Source organism: Achromobacter sp. DMS1 (genome assembly GCF_001270295.1).
In genome coordinates this window covers 1-17367 of sequence record NZ_LHSJ01000021.1, presented here as the reverse complement: position 1 = coordinate 17367, position 17367 = coordinate 1, and the positions used below count along the sequence as shown (strand labels likewise).

General features: G+C 60.5%; 16 protein-coding genes. 5 read left to right on the top strand and 11 right to left on the bottom strand.

What is annotated here, in order from left to right:
• Positions 1 to 17: 17 nt before the first annotated feature.
• From AD428_RS04500 to AD428_RS04450, 11 genes are all read right to left on the bottom strand, one after another.
• A complete protein-coding gene (locus tag AD428_RS04500) occupies positions 18 to 2972 on the bottom strand; it encodes a type I restriction endonuclease subunit R (RefSeq protein WP_053244324.1) in 2955 nt (984 codons plus the stop codon).
• Positions 2965 to 4137 carry a restriction endonuclease subunit S gene (locus AD428_RS24380; RefSeq protein WP_082308253.1) on the bottom strand — a complete coding sequence of 391 codons (1173 nt, stop codon included), beginning with the start codon at positions 4135 to 4137 and terminating at the stop codon, positions 2965 to 2967. Before AD428_RS24380 ends, AD428_RS04500 begins: the two co-directional genes overlap by 8 nt.
• Entirely contained in the window at positions 4134 to 6461 is a 2328-nt protein-coding gene (locus AD428_RS24375; protein ID WP_082308252.1) for an AAA family ATPase, read from the bottom strand. Before AD428_RS24375 ends, AD428_RS24380 begins: the two co-directional genes overlap by 4 nt.
• Positions 6445 to 7965: a type I restriction-modification system subunit M gene (locus AD428_RS04485; protein ID WP_053244321.1), complete on the bottom strand. Its 1521-nt coding sequence runs from the start codon at positions 7963 to 7965 to the stop codon at positions 6445 to 6447. Before AD428_RS04485 ends, AD428_RS24375 begins: the two co-directional genes overlap by 17 nt.
• Entirely contained in the window at positions 7965 to 8189 is a 225-nt protein-coding gene (locus AD428_RS04480) for a hypothetical protein (protein WP_053244320.1), read from the bottom strand. Before AD428_RS04480 ends, AD428_RS04485 begins: the two co-directional genes overlap by 1 nt.
• Positions 8186 to 9703 carry a type I restriction-modification system subunit M gene (locus tag AD428_RS04475; protein WP_053244319.1) on the bottom strand — a complete coding sequence of 506 codons (1518 nt, stop codon included), beginning with the start codon at positions 9701 to 9703 and terminating at the stop codon, positions 8186 to 8188. The genes AD428_RS04480 and AD428_RS04475 overlap by 4 nt, the downstream gene beginning before the upstream one ends.
• A 14-nt stretch (positions 9704 to 9717) precedes the next feature.
• Entirely contained in the window at positions 9718 to 9900 is a 183-nt protein-coding gene (locus AD428_RS04470) for a helix-turn-helix domain-containing protein (RefSeq protein ID WP_432205837.1), read from the bottom strand.
• A 166-nt stretch (positions 9901 to 10066) separates the two neighbouring features.
• A complete protein-coding gene (locus tag AD428_RS04465; RefSeq protein WP_053244317.1) occupies positions 10067 to 10591 on the bottom strand; it encodes a gamma-glutamylcyclotransferase family protein in 525 nt (174 codons plus the stop codon).
• Positions 10588 to 11301 (bottom strand): hypothetical protein, encoded by a 714-nt coding sequence (locus AD428_RS04460; protein ID WP_200907990.1) that lies wholly within the window; start codon positions 11299 to 11301, stop codon positions 10588 to 10590. The genes AD428_RS04465 and AD428_RS04460 overlap by 4 nt, the downstream gene beginning before the upstream one ends.
• Before the next feature lie 67 nt (positions 11302 to 11368).
• Positions 11369 to 11890, bottom strand: a complete 522-nt coding sequence (locus AD428_RS04455; protein WP_053244316.1) for a DUF5049 domain-containing protein — start codon at positions 11888 to 11890, stop codon at positions 11369 to 11371.
• 11 nt (positions 11891 to 11901) lie between these two features.
• Positions 11902 to 12336 carry an amidoligase family protein gene (locus tag AD428_RS04450; RefSeq protein WP_200907989.1) on the bottom strand — a complete coding sequence of 145 codons (435 nt, stop codon included), beginning with the start codon at positions 12334 to 12336 and terminating at the stop codon, positions 11902 to 11904.
• Positions 12337 to 12641: 305 nt separating this feature from the next.
• Here AD428_RS04450 and AD428_RS24370 point away from each other — a divergent pair, with 305 nt between their 5' ends.
• The 5 genes from AD428_RS24370 to AD428_RS04425 all read left to right on the top strand — a co-directional run bounded on the left by AD428_RS24370 (position 12642) and on the right by AD428_RS04425 (position 17266).
• The gene (locus AD428_RS24370) at positions 12642 to 12980 is read left to right on the top strand and encodes a type II toxin-antitoxin system RelE/ParE family toxin (RefSeq protein WP_082308251.1); all 339 of its coding nucleotides are present in this window, start codon (positions 12642 to 12644) and stop codon (positions 12978 to 12980) included.
• Positions 12977 to 13258: a helix-turn-helix domain-containing protein gene (locus AD428_RS04440; protein ID WP_053244314.1), complete on the top strand. Its 282-nt coding sequence runs from the start codon at positions 12977 to 12979 to the stop codon at positions 13256 to 13258. Before AD428_RS24370 ends, AD428_RS04440 begins: the two co-directional genes overlap by 4 nt.
• A gap of 412 nt (positions 13259 to 13670) precedes the next feature.
• Entirely contained in the window at positions 13671 to 15161 is a 1491-nt protein-coding gene (locus AD428_RS04435; RefSeq protein ID WP_053244313.1) for a helix-turn-helix transcriptional regulator, read from the top strand.
• Positions 15162 to 15410: 249 nt separating this feature from the next.
• Complete coding sequence (gene bioB / locus AD428_RS04430; protein ID WP_369798691.1) at positions 15411 to 16403, top strand: biotin synthase BioB; 993 nt, start codon at positions 15411 to 15413, stop codon at positions 16401 to 16403.
• A complete protein-coding gene (locus tag AD428_RS04425; protein WP_053244311.1) occupies positions 16403 to 17266 on the top strand; it encodes a DMT family transporter in 864 nt (287 codons plus the stop codon). The genes bioB and AD428_RS04425 overlap by 1 nt, the downstream gene beginning before the upstream one ends.
• Positions 17267 to 17367 lie beyond the last annotated feature (101 nt).

Here is a 17367-nt window from a genome sequence, read left to right as displayed (position 1 = left end):
CCCATTACCATCCCTTCTCAGTAGTACTGCCGGATATATCCGAACGCCTTGTCGAACAGATCCTGGTCCTTGACCTGGTACTTCACGTAAATCACTTTGCGCAGGGCCTTCTGGACCTCGCGCTCTCCGGCTTTGGTGTTTTGCCAGCCGGGGAACCGGACCAGGCGCACGATCTCGTCGATGTCGGTCACGATCCGCTCGACCACCATCGGCGTCTTGCCGTTCTTCACCTCGGCGAACAGCTCGGTCAGGGCCGCTTTGGCCTTGGCCTGTTCATCGACCGGGTCCACTTGCTTCTCGGCCTGGACGACCTCCTTGGCCAGGGTCAGCAACTCCTTGAGGAAGTCGAGGCTGTGGAGCAGGCCCTGTTCGTGCCGTTCCTTGAGCTTTTCGAGGCGTTCGCCCAAGGCGACGAACTTCGGATTGTCCTTGTGCTTGCGCAGGCGGGCGATGAGCTTGATCTCGATTTCCTTGGATTTCTTGTCCGGGTCCTTGGCATCGAGTAGCCCTTCGAGTGCCTCGGCGTCCATCACCAGGGTGTCCAGATCGTCGCGCACCGTCTCCAGATGCACGTTCTCATGGACCAGCTCGATGGTCTTGGCCCCCAAGGCGTGCCAGAGCAGCTTGCCGTTGCCGCTCGGCGGCTTCACCGATTCATAGACCTGGGTCAGCCACTTGTAGTCCTTTTCATAGGGGGCGAGGCAGGGATCGGGCGACAGCGCCTCCCACAGACGGGAGAGCACCGAGTATTCCGCCGCGAACTTGTCCCGGGTCTCGTTATCCGGCAGGCAATCCTGCGCCGCGATCAGCCCCTCGTAGCCACCTACGGTGCGATCCACCCCGGGGAAGAACGCCAGGCATCTTGCCACCACGCCGGGCAGCTCTTTCTTGAGGTCATCCAGATTGGTAATGACCTTCTGCACCGCCTTTTCATCGAAATCGAGGGCCGTGGCCACGTCATCGAAAATGCCGAGGTAATCCACGATCAGGCCGTGGGTCTTGCCGGGATAAACACGGTTGGTGCGGCAGATGGCCTGCAGCAGATTGTGATCCTTCATCGGCTTGTCGAGGTACATCACCTGCAGAATGGGGGCATCGAAGCCGGTCAGCAGCTTGGAAGTGACGATCAGGAACTTGAGCGGGTCGTTCGGATCGCGGAACCGGTCGAGGAGCTTTTCCTCCTCGTCCTTGGCCAATTTCCATTCCGCGTACTCGTCGGACTTTCCGCCCTGGGTGTGCATGACGATGGCGCTGGCCTCCGGGCCGACCAGTTCGTCCATGGCCTTCTTGTAGAGAACGCAGCATTCCCGGTCGAAGGTCACGACCTGGGCCTTGAAGCCGTTCGGCTCCACCTTCTCCTGGAAGTGCTTGACGATGTGCTGGCAAATGGCGTTCACACGGGCCGGGGCCTTGATCAGCACCGCCATCTTGGCGGCCCGCTTGGCCAGGTCGTCACGATCCAGCTCGCTCAGCTCATCGGTCATCTGAGAGTAGGCTTCGTCGATGGCGTCCTTGTTGATGTGCAGCTTCACGTCCACCGCTTCGAAGTGCAGCGGCAGCGTGGCCTTGTCCCGGATCGAGTCCTGGAACGAGTAGCGGCTCATATAGCCCTGCTCATCCTCGTCCGCGCCGAAGGCCCAGAAGGTGTTGCGGTCCCGCTTGTTGATCGGCGTGCCGGTCAGACCAAAGAGAAAGGCATTGGGCAGCGCGTCGCGCATCTTGCGGCCCAGATCGCCTTCCTGGGTGCGGTGCGCCTCGTCCACCATCACGATGATGTTCGAGCGCTCGTTCAGGCGGCCGTCCGCCTCACCGAACTTGTGTATGGTGGTGATGATGATCTTGCGGGTATCGGCCGCCAGCAGGCTTTGCAGCTCCTGCCGGGTGGCGGCCCCGATCATGTTCGGGATATCGGCGGCGTTGAAGGTGGCGGTGATCTGGGTGTCCAGGTCGATGCGGTCCACCACGATCATCACCGTGGGGTTGCCGAGCTTGCGGTGCATCCGCAGCTTCTGCGCCGCGAACACCATAAGCAGCGACTTGCCCGAACCCTGGAAATGCCAGATCAGGCCCTTCTTGGGATAACCTTTGACCACGCGGGCTACCATCAGGTTAGCGCCTTCGTACTGCTGATAGCGGCAGATGATCTTGATGCGACGGTGTTTCTTGTCGGTGGCGAACAGGGTGAAGTTCTGCAGGATATCCAGCACCACATGGGGGCGCAGCATGGAGCGGATGGAGCGCTGCACGTCCGCCAGCGTCCCCTCGGACTTGTTTTCGCCTTCGTGCCACGGCCCCCAGATATCGATGGGCATGCGCACCGAACCGTAGCGATAGCACTTGCCCTCGGTGGCAAAGGAGAGGACGTTGGGCACGAACATCTGCGGAACGCTCTGTTCGTAGCCGTTGTGGATGTCGCTGGCCCCGTCTACCCAGGTCACCGCCGGGCGCACCGGCGTTTTGGCCTCGCCGACCACCAGCGGGATGCCGTTGACCAGCATAATAATGTCGAAGCGGCGGCCGCCTTCCTTGACCGGATAGACCCACTGGTTGGTGACCACGTAATCGTTGTTGCTGAGATTCTCGAAGTCGATCAGCCGTACCGGCGTGTGTTCGCCGCGCTCGCCGAAAGGCATGGACTTCTCGCCCCGCAGCCATTCGGCAAACAGCTCATTGGCCCTCACCAGGCCTTCGCTCTGCACCGACAGCGGAATGGTCCGCAGGCGGTAGAGCACCTCGTCGGCGCGGTCAGGCTGGGCCTTGATTTCCGGGTTCAGGCGGATGAGTGCGTCGCGCACCATCGACTCCACCAGCACGTCGGAGTGCTGGCGCGGTAGCTCCTCGGCGGCCACGAAGCGCCAGCCTTTGATCTCGCCGCCATAACTGGCAAGCTCTTCGGCAACCATGTTCGAAGTCACGCCGCCGCAGAGCGTGTCGAGAACCATCTGTTCGACCGTGTTTTCTTCGTTAAACATGAGCGGCTCCTATTTCCTGATTTGCAATTGAAAGCCTAAGAGCGCGTAGCAACGAAATATGGCTGTCAATTTCAGAGATTTTCCTCTCGAACGACTCGAAGTGCTTCACAAATTCCTGTTGTTTTGGCAGCGGTGGCAAAGGCAGCACCTGTCTCTTAATGCCTTTTGTGTTTAGGTTGTAATTTCCAGCGCTTGATCGGATCTCATGTCGCAAAGTTCGTCTTATCAATGAGGATGAAAGCGCTGCGTGTAAATATTTTGGGAGCAGGAGTTCCGAATTAGGCACGAGCCGAATTAAATATGACGCATAAATACAATCTTCTGGGAGTTCCTCGACAACCGCTGTCCTCCCAACATACTCAGGATTGCCATTGGTTCTTACTATGAGTACGTCACCCCGGGATAAACGATACCTGTCAACTTCTGGCGCTGGTAAATCAACGAATGCGAGATCATCGAGAACGATTCTTCCACCAATCACATTTGGTATCCGAAGAATCGGAGCCGTACCGGAGCCAGCCGAAGCGATTCTCTTAGAACTCCCGTACTGAACATCAATCAGGAGCTTCCCAAGGTTCTTCGTATCCCAGCCTCGGCTTAGGAAATCAGTGGCAAAAGTATCCGCGACATTTAGAAGACTTTCCCTTGCTTGCTCGAAACTCACAAGTGATTCATCCGCCGCCCACAGGATCTCTGCAATGCGCTTCTGTTCATCAAGCGGTGGCAGCGGGAATTCAAAATCTTGTAACGCGGTCCAACTGGTCCGGGGTGACAGTGATCCGGCCGAGGTGCCAAGCGCATGATCAAAGAAGGCATTGCTCTGGCAGATAAATGGCAGAAGTTCCGGCAGCAGAACCTTTCTGTTTTTCGGCTCAAACGTCAGGATGTCCCCGGAGCAAATGCCTTCAAACTCAGCGTAGGCGACCTTGCGTTGATAGGCCCGGCGTTTACCGAAGAGCGTCTGCCCCGGTACGAATTTGCGGGTAAACGAGGTGCCATCCGCAACAGAGTTCCAGCGACGGACATGCAGATTCTCGGGGTCGATGTGTTCAAGCCCGACGATTCTTTCAACGCCATTGGTCTCGGGATCTCGCTCCACAAGATTGGCGTTCTTCACCACCTCGCCGAACTTCACCATCTTCCAACCGGGTTTCAGGGAACTCATATATTCCCTCCTGCGTGAATCACTTTCAGAGTTCTATCTACATAAGTCTTAAGCTCTCTGGCTTCTGGTTCGTCAGCGACCTCGCCAGTTCCGCCGTGATGAAAACGCTGGCTGTACGTATTGATATGCGCAAGCTCCTCAACCAGGGGTTGGCAATGTGATAGTGACGTTCCGGTTTGTGCTTCGCGAATTTTCCGAATCATGTCTCCCAGCCAATCGTTATCTGCCCATGCTTTAGGAAATTTGAGGCGCAGGTACTCCTCCAAGATGATACGAAGCGTGTCTGCTACCTCTTTGAGGTGCTGAAGATGATCGGCGGGGTTCTCCGAATAATTGTGCAGGAGATGATAGTTCTTCAAATAGGCCTGACTGGGAAGAGGCGGAAACGGCTGTGCTTCGAGGGTTGCCGGGTCTATGAGTGGATTGAGGACGAAGGTCTTCGCTTGCGTCCCGGGGCGCCTCTCAACCGCTCGTGCAAATTCGAGATCATGCGAAAACACAAAGCACTGATTAGCAATTCCGGCAAGGTGATGGATTCTTTCGATAGTACACTGGCGGCGACTGCGATCCTGATTATGATAGGGGTCGTCAAAAACCACTATTGATCTACCAGCATCGGATGCCATTTCCACCTTTGCCAGGAAAAATGCGAGAGCCAATGCGCTGCGGTCGCCGCCACTGAGCGTATTTGCTAGGGAAACTTGAGATGGGTCAGACGCAGATTCTGGTGTGGCAGAAATCCGTTCTCCTCTTAGCTCGATCGCGAGTTGACCGGATGGACCACCTCTGAAGGTCACCCCGTCACTGACAATTCGGAAATCCGCACCAAAAAGCGTCAAGAATTCATTAATTCGTGCGCCATAACGCTCGAAAAGTTGATTGGATTGCTCACGAAGCGCTTCGTTGGCTCGTTGCTTCTCCTGTTGTGCTGTCGTTTTCTGACTGGTAGCCACATCGTATGCTGCGTAAGCATCTACGGTCACCTGCTCATGCCGTTTCTTGGCAGCATTCAATCCAGTCAGTCTTTGCTGTAACGGTGACAGATCAATCACTCCAGCATTAGCCTGGCGATTTTGTAGTCCACCGTTTATCGTACTTAAAGCTTCATTGTACGCTTTCAGTGCGGCAGCCTTCTCATTCCAAGAGGTTACTGCGGCGGACTCTTCAGCGGTCAGGGGGGCTTCGCTTCCCGGGTTTGCCTGCTTTCGTGCCAATGCAGAATCTATCGCCTGATGAGCGGCTTGCAGCAAAGCGATTATGGTTTCAATATCGTCAATTTCCGGTAACGCAAATTCAAAACCAGCAGCGTCCTTCCACCAGTCCTGTTCGGTCTTGTGAGAGGTGAGGGTTTGCCTAATCTGATTTTGCGCAGCTTCACCAAATGCGCCCTGGACAGCAGACTTCGTTGATTCCCGAAGCTGTTCCTGAGCTTGCAGTTCGCCGGAGAAGAACGAGCGATATGCATCCAGAATATCCAGGCCTTGCATGTCCTGCCCGCAGTGTGGGCAAGCGGTACTGCTCTGAGCATCGAAACCTTGTTTAACCCAGCTTATTGGAAGCCCTTGAGATGTGGCGGCGAGGTGATCCCTGATTTTTGCCTCCGCAGCCAAAGAAGCTGTATCGAGTGTCGAGCTCAATACCTTATCCAATGTCTCTGGAACTTCAGCTATTGGTAATGCAGCCAGTGGCCTGCGAGCCCGAATGGCATCTGCTTTTGTTTTTGTTTGTTCGGCTGTTCTGTATTCGCTGGTTGCTTCAGCGATTTTGGTATCCACATCATCTACAGAAGCAAGATTTCTGAACGAGTCTATGGTGTAACCAGTGGGAATAAGCCTGGTCAGGTCTGAGTGCGCAGCATTAAATGCAGTGGTGGCGTTGCTCAGCTGTTGTTCTGCCGTATCGACTGCCTGTTTCGATGCGATGGCCTGATCACCGATCACCAGTCCATACAAGTTGCGGCGCTGATCAACGCTGATGTGATGCCCGATGAAAACATTTTCTGCTACAAACCGGTCATCATAGACATGAATCGGCGGACAATGATCACGCTCATGCCACTGAGCGTTTTGGAAACGGGTTGCTTGCCCCCCTTCCAACGAAATGACAATCTCTGGCTGGGCGTCCGCTCCAAGTCTCTTCCGGCCAATTACATAAGCGGGGTTGCCGGTATCAAGGGAACGGAACACATCGCACAGGGTACTTTTCCCACATGCGTTGCTTGCGTAGATGACGTTCAAACTGGAAAAATCGCCTTCCGTGCCTCGCGTGGGGTTCAGTGCGGAAAAACGACCAATTCCTTTTAGCACATTAATTCGCTTGATCATTTTCAACCTTTTCGACCATTGAAAACATTTCGTCCATCGACTCCCGCAAAGCCATCGAGCTTTGCTGCCAGTTCGCAATGGCCTGTGTGAGGCTGACGGTTTCGGCCGCGCCGTTGCCATTGCCGTTTCCGTTTCCCACCCGCACGTAGAGTGGGATGCTGAGGTTGCTGCCTTTCTCCCGGACCTCGTCATTGCTGACCACCTGGGCAAAGCCGTCCTCGTCACCGAAAGCCTGGTAAGCATCGACAATGCGCTGGATGTGGTCGTCGGTGAGGAAGCTCTGTGCCCGCTCGCGGGTCACTTCGTTCACCGCGTTGATGAAGAGCACCTTGTTCCTGCGCTCCTTGGGTTTGTTCATCCGGCAGATGACGACGCAGGCTTCCATGGGCGAGTTGTAAAAGAGATTGGGACCGAGGCCCAGCACACACTCCACCACGTCGTGTGCGACCAGCTTCTCACGCATGGCCAGTTCTTCATTGCGGAAGAGGACGCCATGCGGAAACAGGATGGCGCAGCGGCCGCTCTTGGCCTTCATGCTCTTGATGATGTGCTGCCAGAAGGCATAGTCGGCGCGGCCCTGGGGCGGGGTGCCGTAGATGTTCCGGCCCCATGGATCGGCGGACCAGGTATCGCGGTCCCACTGCTTGATGGAGTACGGCGGATTGGCCAGGACCACATCGAACTGCATGAGTCGGTCGCCTTCGACAAAGGCGGGGTTGGCCAGGGTGTCACCCCGGACGATGCGGAAGTCCTCGATGCCGTGCAGGAACAGGTTCATCCGACCGATGGCCGAGGTGAGCAGGTTGCGCTCCTGGCCGAACAGCCGTAGGTTCCGCCACTCCTTGTTCTGCCGCTTCAGATGGGCGACGGCGGAGAGCAGCATGCCCGCTGACCCGCAGGTGGGGTCATAGATCGACTCACCCGGTTTGGGTTCGAGCATCTCGGTCATCAGGTGGACCACGGTGCGGTTGGTATAAAACTCCGCAGCGGTGTGGCCGGAATCGTCGGCGAATTTCTTGATCAGAAACTCGTAGCCCACGCCCAGCTCATCCTCCGGGCAGTTGGAGAGTGAAAGCGTCTGCGAGCTGAAATGCTCGATCAACTCGCGCAGCATGCGGTCCGGCAGGCGGTCCTTGTTGGTCCACTGGGCGTCACCGAAGACCCCGAACAGAGTGTCGGGATTGGCCGTCTCAATGGCCCGCAGGGCGTCCTGAATGGCCTTGCCCACGTTCTTGACCTTGGTGCGGATGGCCTTCCAGTGGGCGTCCTCCGGGATCTGGAAGCGGTGCTGTTCGGGAAGCGCGGCGTATTCCTGATCGCCGCCGGACTCCTCCAGCGCATCGGCCAACTCCTCGTCGTACACATCGCACAGGCGCTTGTAGAACAGCAGCGGGAAGATGAACTGCTTGTAGTCCCCGGCATCGATGTAGCCGCGCAGCAAGGTGGCCGCGCCCCAGAGGTAGGATTCCAGCTCCGATTGGGAAATGTGTTTGTTTTTCTTCATCACGCTACCACTTCCCATTCAGAAATGTCCGTTGGAATATCGACGCCATCCAGGGAGTCCCAGTCGTAATCGCCGGTCGCCTGCATGTAGACGTCATCGGCGGCCGCCATGGCCGAATGATAGGAGCCGAGCAGGTCATCCTTGAACCAAAGCCCCCAGCGACCGTTGGCTTGCGGTTTGATGAGGAAGCGACCGATGGGAGATCTGTACTGATAGACTTTCACAGCAGACCCTCCCGGAGCAGCAGACTCTTCAAGCGATCCTCGGCCGCATACGCTGCCTGCAGCGATTCCTTGAGGTTGGCGATGGCCTGATCGATGGTCATGGATTCTTCCTCAATCACCGGTTCCACGTAGCGGGGGATGTTCAGGTTGAAATCGTTCTCGCGGATCTCGTCGAGCGTGACCACCCGGCAGATCCCTTCCACATCCTGATAGCCCTCGTACCAGCGATGGATGTTGTCCACGTGTTCCGGCAGCAACTCGTTCTGGGCGCGGCCGGTCTTGAACTCCTTGGAGGCGTCGATGAACAGCACCTTCTGGCGGTGGGCTTTGGGCTTGCTGTCCCGGAAGACCAGAACGCACGGCGCGAGACCGGTGCCATAGAAAATGTTCTGACCGAGGCCGATCACCGCTTCGAGCATGTCCATCTCCAGCAGCTTGCGCCGGATCTCGCCTTCCTTGGACATGCGGAACAGCACGCCATGGGGAAGCACCACGGCCATGCGGCCGGTCTTGCGGGCCATGGATTTGATCATGTGCTGGACCCAGGCGAAGTCGCCGGACTTGGCTGGCGGCAGTCCGGCAAAGTTCCGGCCGTAGGGATCATTGATCCAGACATCGTCCCCCCACTTTTCCAGGGAGAAGGGAGGATTGGCGATGACGCAGTCAAAGGTGGCGAGGCTGTCGCCTGAATAAAAGGCGGGCAAGCGCAGGGTGTCGCCGCGTTCGATATGGAAATCTTCCGCGCCGTGGAGAAAGAGGTTCATCCGGGCGATGGAGGATGTGGTCAGGTTCTTTTCCTGGCCGTAGAGCTTGCCCAGCATGAGGTTCTCGTCGCCGCCATGCTCTTTGACATGGTGCAACGCTTCGAGGAGCATGCCGCCGGTCCCGCAGGCCGGGTCATAGATGGTTTCCCCGGCCTTGGGCGCAAGGATGCGAACCATCAGCGCGACCACGGAGCGTGGGGTATAGAATTCACCGGCCTTCTTGTTGGTCAGGTCGGCAAATTTCTTGATCAGGTATTCATAGGCCTGGCCGAGAATGTCCGCCTTACAATGCTCGTTGCCCAGGTTGAGCGACGAGAAGTGTTCGATCAGGTCCTTGAGCAGCGCGTCCGAAAGGCGGTCTTTATTGGTCCACTGGGCATCGCCGAAGATGCCGTGCAAAGTGTCCGGGTTAGCCTGCTCGATGCAGCGCATGGCCTTCTGGAGCGCATGGCCGATATTGGCGCTCTTGGCCCGGACATCTTTCCAGTGGCAGCCCTCCGGAACCTGGAACCGGTGGTTCTCGGGGAATTGGGCAAATTCCACGTCGCCGTCTGACTCATCCAGTGCCACGGCATACTCCTCGTCATAGACGTCGGAGAGCCGCTTGAAGAACAACAGCGGGAAGATGTAGGTCTTGAAGTCGGCCGCGTCGACAGGACCACGCAGTATATTGGCCGCCTCCCAGAGATGCCCGGAGAGGGTCCCGATATCCAGATCGACTGAATTGTTAATTCCGTTCTTCCTGCTCATTCAGCTTGATCCTGTCAGCTCTTGTCCGCCGCGCCGCCAGCCTTCACCCACTCGTCGACCTCGTCTTTCTTGAACTTCCAAAGACGGCCCATGCGATGGGCGGGCATCGTATGCTTGTCGATCCAGCGGTAAACGGTGTCACTGCTGACACCGAGGTACTTGCCTATCTCGTCTACTGATAACCAGCGGTCTTCCATCTCGGCCATTTCTCTAGCTCCTCATGGGCGATTGGTTTTCTTGCCACGCCAGAGGCGGTAACGAGGATGCTGGGCGCAGCTTCCCCAACTTAAAACATCCTTTAATATATTTAGGCAGGGGCCGATTGTCAAACGCTTTCGTCCGGATAAGGCCGCAAAGATCGGTTCACGGGCGTAACCACTGGCCGCTGGCGACTCTTTCCGCGTAAGGCGGGCATGGCATCCAATAGGTCCAGGCTGGAATCGAGGTGCGCCCGCATAGCACCGCCACCATCACCCGCTGGTACATGCTGTGCCCGCCAGGCCGGAATCCTTCCAGCCGGTCGATGGGCGGCAGGTCACGTTGCGGGTCGGTGAAGGTCACCAGCTCTCCATGGATCAGATCCCAGTCGCCGGTCGGGCGGCCGAAGCGCGGTGTGCAGATCTCCTGCTGTCTGCGGGCGTCGGCCATCGGGTCGGCGGTGCCCCGGGACAGGATCAGTCCCTCCGGCACTTCGAGGGCCGGAAAACCGGCGTGGAGATGGTAAAGCCTGCCCCAGACCACGGCCGGTTCGATGCTGCGGGCCTGGGCGCAGAAGCGTTGATGATTCCAGTAGCCCCTTTTCAGGGTGCCGTAGACGAAGAGCCGGAGGATGGTCTCGGGACTGTCTTCCGGGTTTGTGTTCAGCTTCGCGGTGTCTCCAATGTTCATGCATTCACTCCTTCGGGCAGTGTCCCTTTACGCTCCTGGGGTATGAAGCGGAATTCGCTGTTTTCGATGGCCCGCACATCCTCGTGGCGGATGGTGAGCATGGTCATGGGCGGCACCTCCAGCTCGCGCCAGCCCTTCTCGTTGTCCACGGCAAAGTCGATGAAAGCGGCCTCCGAGGCGTAGAGCACCACCCGGTGCTGGCGGTGGATGCGCAGGCAAAGCGGCTTGTTGCCCTTGAGCACGGTGATGGTGCCGGGGTCGAGCCGCGAGGCCAGCACGGCGCTCATCTGGCCGCGACAGAGGGCAAGCGCCTTGTTCAGGCCGTCCTGGTCGATGGGGCCTTCGGGCGCGAAGCGGTCGGCCAGACGGAAGATCAGCTCGCTGTCCACCTCGGCGTAGCGCGGCAGACCGAGACGGCGGAACAGATAATCGGCGTTGTAGATGGTGCCGTTGTGGGTGCCGATGACGATCCCGGCCCGGATGGGATGATTGTTGCGGTTGTTGAACTCATTGCCCCGGGTGCGCCAGCGGGTATGCCCCATGAGAACGGTGGTCTCGTTGTCGACCTGCCCGAGCAGCTCGTGGAACGGCTTCTCGTAGACCAGCTCGTGCGCCCGCATCGGCCGCTTGAAGATGCGGTGGCTGCCATCGGTTTTGAGCCAGGCCAGACCGGAGGCGTGAGGGCCGCGCTCCTCGCTGTGCAGCAGCATGCGGATGAAGAGCTCGCGCAGGTAATCCCGCTCGTCCGGCCGTCTGCGCTGCGGCCGAAGATGATGCCTACTTGTCCGCACATGGAGCCGGGTCCTCCTTGCCGCCGAAGTTCTTGCCGAGCGGTCTCGTCCCTTCGAGAACGAAGGCTGCGTATTCTCGCCGGTGGTCAGCCAGCCACTCGGCCGCCTCCGGGTAACCCATCTCGGCGGTCAACCGGGTCACCTCCGGGTGATCGAGCATGTTGGTGCGCCCGGAGAGCCGCACCGTCTCCAAGGCTTCGAGGAAGCGTTCCGGCCAGGGATCGCTGGTCTTGTCGTCGGGCAGGAACTCGATCAGGCCGTGCCGGGCCAGACGGGTGAGAAACTCGGCCGCCGCAGCGGCGGCGTCATCCGGCAATGGCTGGATCGGCCCGCCTTCGATGCCGGAGAGCACCTCGGTCATGTAGTCCCGGGGCGGTCGGCTGGCGGTGAACGGCGTCTGGCCGCGCATCAGCTCGATAACTTCGAGGCAGTCGGCGGCCTGCAGGGATTCCCCACTGCCGGGGATCGGTTCGCCGTCCAACGTGGTGGAGCGGATCAAAATCTTCATGGGGCACCTCCTTAAACAGTGAGGCCGGGAACTTGCCCGGCCTCGTTGGTGAGAGTGGTGGTTTCGGGTTCATCCGGAAGGACGTCCTCCGGTTTGGGCCGTCCGTTCTTGAAGGCGGCGTCGCCGGGCATGTTGGCCATCAGATGCTTGCGGGCGGTCTTGAACTCATCACCGATCAGGCCGAGGTGGAGCGGGAATACCCGGAAGTCGTACTTGGCGCTCTGAGGATCGAAGTCCCGCTTGCGGCTGGAGGCGGCCCGGCCATTGAGCGCCTTGGCGGCGACGGCGAGGCAGAACTGCAGGTAGGCCTTGATCCGCCCCGCGTGGAGGGTCGCCTCGAACCAGCGGAACTCCACCGTGCCCCGGTACCAGACGTTGTGCAGGTTGACCCCGGGGGGATTCAATGAGGGATAAGATAATGCAGATCGTACCAAGCCGGAGGCCATATCTAGCTCCAGCCCATTGAATTCCTTGGCGCTGAACCTGTAGCTTTGCTAAATGACAGCTTTGCAGCTTCTGCCTGAATGTCGGCTCAGGGTTGCGAATTCAACCGGTGATGCGATACGTACTCTGGGAGGACAAAGAACGACGTTCCGACGCCCCGCATATCCCTGCGAAACGTAGCGTCCTCTTTCGCAAACGTTTCCCATCAGTGGGTGCCCCCTGCATATCATTGGGACAGCAGCCGCTACGACAGTAAAGAGATGGCATTGAGCTTGCCAGAACATACAAAATATTGTATAAATCTCGCATGCCGCCATCCAAGCCTGTCGAGTTCCTCGGAACCTCACTTGATGATCTTCGCGCCTTCCCACCCTCTGCCAAGCGCGAAGCGGGTTACCAGATCGATCAGGTGCAAAACGGTTTGGATCCGGATGACTGGAAGCCTATGAACACAGTGGGCCAAGGTGTCAGAGAAATCCGCGTTCGCGATAGTGACGGCGCTTTCAGGGTCATCTACGTCGCCAAGTTCGCCGATGCCGTCTATGTGATCCACTGCTTTCAGAAAAAAACGCAGAAAACCAACAAGGCGGATATAGATCTGGCCTCGAAACGTTATCGAGACCTATTACAGGAACTAAGCAAATGAGCAACCAACGATTTGCCAGCATCTGGGATGCCATCGAAGACACCCAGGAAGTCGCGGAAAACATGAAGCTTCGTTCAACCCTGATGACGGCGCTTAGGCACCACATAGTCCACGCCAAGATGAGCCAGGCCGAAGCCGCCAAGATTTTTGGCGTGACCCAGCCCCGCGTCTCTGACCTGATGCGTGGAAAAATCAATGTTTTTGGTCTTGATGCACTGGTCAATATGGCCGCTGCCGCTGGACTGCACATTGAGATGCGCGTACTTGAGCCTGCCTAGGGCTGGGCCCAAGGTTTCGAGTCAGAAAATTTGGAATAAAAGTCTGCAAACCCGCATGAAATCGACACGTTTTTGACACTTTTTGGAATACGATTTGGCTCGAAACCCGCATAAACATTGACTTCGATACCGTTCCTGTCACGCCGGGGGTCGCGGGTTCGAGCCCCGTCCGCTCCGCCAAGCTTTCCCGCCGTCCGGCCCGCCGGACACCGGAACGCACGAAACCCGACGCAAGGCTCCGTTATTTCACGGAGCCTTTTGTTTTGGCCTTGCGTTTTGATCTTTCGTTTTCCAGGCCGGGCGCCGGTCGCGCCGGCGTCCATCGGGGGCATCGTCCTTTTTGGCCACTGGACAGTCCCGCCGCCCGCCTGCATTCTTGATGCCGTTGCCCATCCGACCGAACGAGGGGTCAGTGACCGCATCTCCCGCCGCGCCGCAGGCGCATCGCCAGCACTTGCAGCACATCATCGCCGGTTTGAGCGAGGGCATCATCGTGCTGGAGCCGGATGGCGCGGTGGCATGGGCCAATGCCAGCGCGCTCGCGCTGCATGCCGTGACCAAGCCCGCGGACCTGGGCGGCACGCCGGCGGGCTACCGCAAGCGCTATGCGCTGAAATACCGCAACCGCCATGCCGTGCCGCCCCGACAGTATCCGCTGGACCGCCTGGCCGCGGGCCAGTCGTTCGAGGATGTGCTGTTCGAGCTGCATGCGCGGAACAACCCCGGCCAGGTCCGCTACGTGGCCGCGCGCGGCCTCAGCCTGAACGGCGAGTCCGGCGCCGAGTACCGGGTGCTGATCCTCACCGACCATACCGAACGCTTCGACGCCGAACAGCGCTTCGAGCGCACGTTCGCCGCCAATCCGGCCCCTGCCCTGATCTGCCGGCTGTCCGACCTGCGCTACGTGAAGGTGAACGCGGGTTTCCTGGAAATGACGGGCTACACCCGCGAGGCCGTGCTGGGGCGGTCCACCTATGAGCTCGACGTGCTGGACGGCGACCCCGACAAGGAAGCCGCGGTGGCCCTGCTCAACGAAGGCAAGACCATTTCGCAGCGCGAAGGCGTGATCCGGCTGCCCGACGGCTCCGGCAAGTTCGTGGTGGTGGCGGGCCAGCCCATCGACATGCACGGCGAACCCTGCATGCTCTTCACTTTCATCGACCTGGAAGCGCGCAAGCGCACCGAGCTTGCGCTGCGCGAAAGCGAAGAACGCTTTTCCACCGCTTTTCGCCTGGCGCCGGCTCCCATGGCCTTGTGCGAAGCCGAAACCCTGTCGGTGCTGGAGTCCAACGACGCCTTCGCGGCCGCCACCGGCGCCGATGCCGCCCGCTCCGCCGGCCAGCCCCTGCCCGCCCTGGGCGCACACCTTACCGAGGACGTGCTTGCCAGCCTCAAGAACGGAGAGAGCCTGCGCAATCGCGACATGGCGCTCGCCACCCCCGACGGCGAGGTGCTGGATTGCCTGCTGTCGGCCGAACCCGTCACCATCGGCGGCTCGCGCCGGATGCTGATCGTGATGCAGGACATCACGGAGCGCAAACGCTCGGAATCGGAGCTGCTGGCGGCCATCGAGGCCGTGATGCGCGACACGTCCTGGTTCAGCCGCGGCGTCATCGAGAAGCTGGCGCAGTTGCGCCAGCCCTCGCCCTCGCGCGACGTCGCCGAGCTCGCGCAGCTCACGCAGCGCGAGCGCGAAGTGCTGGGGCTGATCTGCCAGGGCCAGGACGACGACGCCATCGCCCGCGCGCTGGATCTCTCGCGCAACACCGTGCGCAACCACGTGGCCACCATCTACAGCAAGATCGGCGTGCACCGCCGCAGCGCGGCCATTGTGTGGGCGCGCGACCGCGGCATTACCGGCCGCGAGACGCCGCGCCCCCGCCGCAAGCCCGCCCCATCCTGATGTTTACAATTTGAATCAAAATAATCCGCCTCCGCGATCGCCGGAGATGACGCCGGATTGACGATCCAGCAACCCCAAATCGCCGACAACTCCAGCCATATTTCACCATTTACACGTTAATTCACACTCAACTCACGGACTTGCATCCGGCGAACCGGCCTTCTTACGATCCGCCCGTCATGCCGCCCCTGCCGGGGCGTGCGCGACCCGACCGCAAGGAGCCCGTTCATGCATATCGCCCACGTTTCCATGCCTTCCCCCAGCCCCCGGCAGCCCGAGATGGCCTGGAGCACGCAAGACATCCTGAAGCTTTACGAACTGCCGTTCATGGACTTGCTGTTCCGTGCGCAGGAAGTCCACCGGTCGAATTTCGAGCCCAACACCGTCCAGCTTTCCAGCCTGCTGTCGATCAAGACCGGCGGCTGCCCGGAAGACTGCGCCTACTGCCCGCAGTCGGCCCGCTACGACACGGGCGTGGACGCGGAAAAGCTGATGCCGCTGGACGAAGTGGTGGCCGCGGCCCGGGCGGCGCAGGCCGCCGGCGCGCAGCGCTTCTGCATGGGCGCGGCCTGGCGCAGCCCCAAGCCGCACCATCTGGAAGCCGTCGCGGAAATGGTGAGCGCCGTAAAGGCGCTGGGCCTGGAAACCTGCGTCACGCTGGGCATGCTGCGCGAAGGACAGGCGGAAGCGCTGAAGCAGGCGGGCCTGGACTACTACAACCACAACCTGGACACCTCGCCGGAGTTCTACGGCAACATCATCTCCACCCGCACCTACCAGGACCGCCTGGACACGCTGGAGCGCGTGCGCGAGGCCGGCATCCACGTCTGCTGCGGCGGCATCGTGGGCATGGGCGAGTCGCGCCGCGAGCGCGCCGGCCTGATCGCCCAGCTCGCCAGCATGGACCCCTACCCCGAATCGGTGCCGATCAACAACCTGGTGCAGGTCGAGGGCACGCCGCTGGCGGGCACGGAGCCGCTGGACCCGTTCGAATTCGTGCGCACCATAGCGGTGGCGCGCATCGCCATGCCGCGCGCCATGGTGCGTCTGTCGGCCGGCCGCGAGGCCATGGACGACAGTATGCAGGCCCTTTGCTTCATGGCCGGCGCCAACTCGATGTTCTATGGCGACGCGCTGCTGACCACCGCCAACCCGCAGGTCGAAGCCGACCAGCGCCTGCTGGCGCGGCTGGGCATGCGCGCCGACGCGGGCGGCGGCCAGTCCTGCGAACGCAACGCCTGATGCCCGGCGCCGGCATGCTCTACCTGGCGGCCAGCGTGGCGTGCAGCGTCACCGTGGCCGCCATGCTGAAGCTGGCGCGCCGCTGGGACGTGGACGTGCGCCAGGCGATACTGGCGAACTACGCGGCGGCCTCGCTGCTGTGCGTGCTGGCGCTGCGGCCCGACACGGCGCGATTGCTGGCGCCGCGCACGCCCTGGGCCGTGCTGGCCGGCCTGGGCGTACTGCTGCCCTCGGTGTTTCTCGCCATGGCGGCCTCGGTGCGCCATGCGGGCGTGGTTCGCAGCGACGCGGCCCAGCGTCTCTCGCTGTTCATTCCGCTGCTGGCGGCATTCCTGCTCTTCGGCGAAACGCCCAGCGGCCGCAAGCTCGCCGCCATCGGCGTTGCCTGCGCAGCCCTGTACTGCCTGCTGCGCCGCCCGCGCGGCGGGCGCGGCGAGGCCGAAGGGCGCGCGGCCTGGCTCTGGCCGCTGGCGGTGTGGGCCGGCTACGGCACGATCGACATTCTGTTCAAGCAGGTGGCGCGGGCGGGCACCGCGTTCGCCGGCGCGCTGCTGAGCGCCTTCGCCATGGCGGGCGTGCTCATGCTGCTCTGGCTGCTCGCGCGCAAGACGGACTGGAACCGCCGCAGCCTGCTCGCCGGCCTCGCGCTGGGGCTGGCGAACTTCGGCAACATCCTCGCCTACATCCGCGCGCACCAGGCCCTGCCGGACCACCCCTCGCTGGTGTTCGCCTCCATGAACCTCGGCGTGATCACGCTGGGCACGCTGGTGGGCGCGCTGGGCTTTCGCGAGCGGCTGAGCGGGCTCAACCTGGCCGGCATCGGCCTGGCGCTGGGCGGCGTCGCGCTGATGGCCTCGGCCTGAGCCGCGCCGAAGCGCGCACCGAAAAGGGCGCCGCTTCCCGCTAGGTGCCGGTGCGCCTGGAACGCTCCCCTTCGAGACCGGGCGCGGCCGGCTCAGGCGCG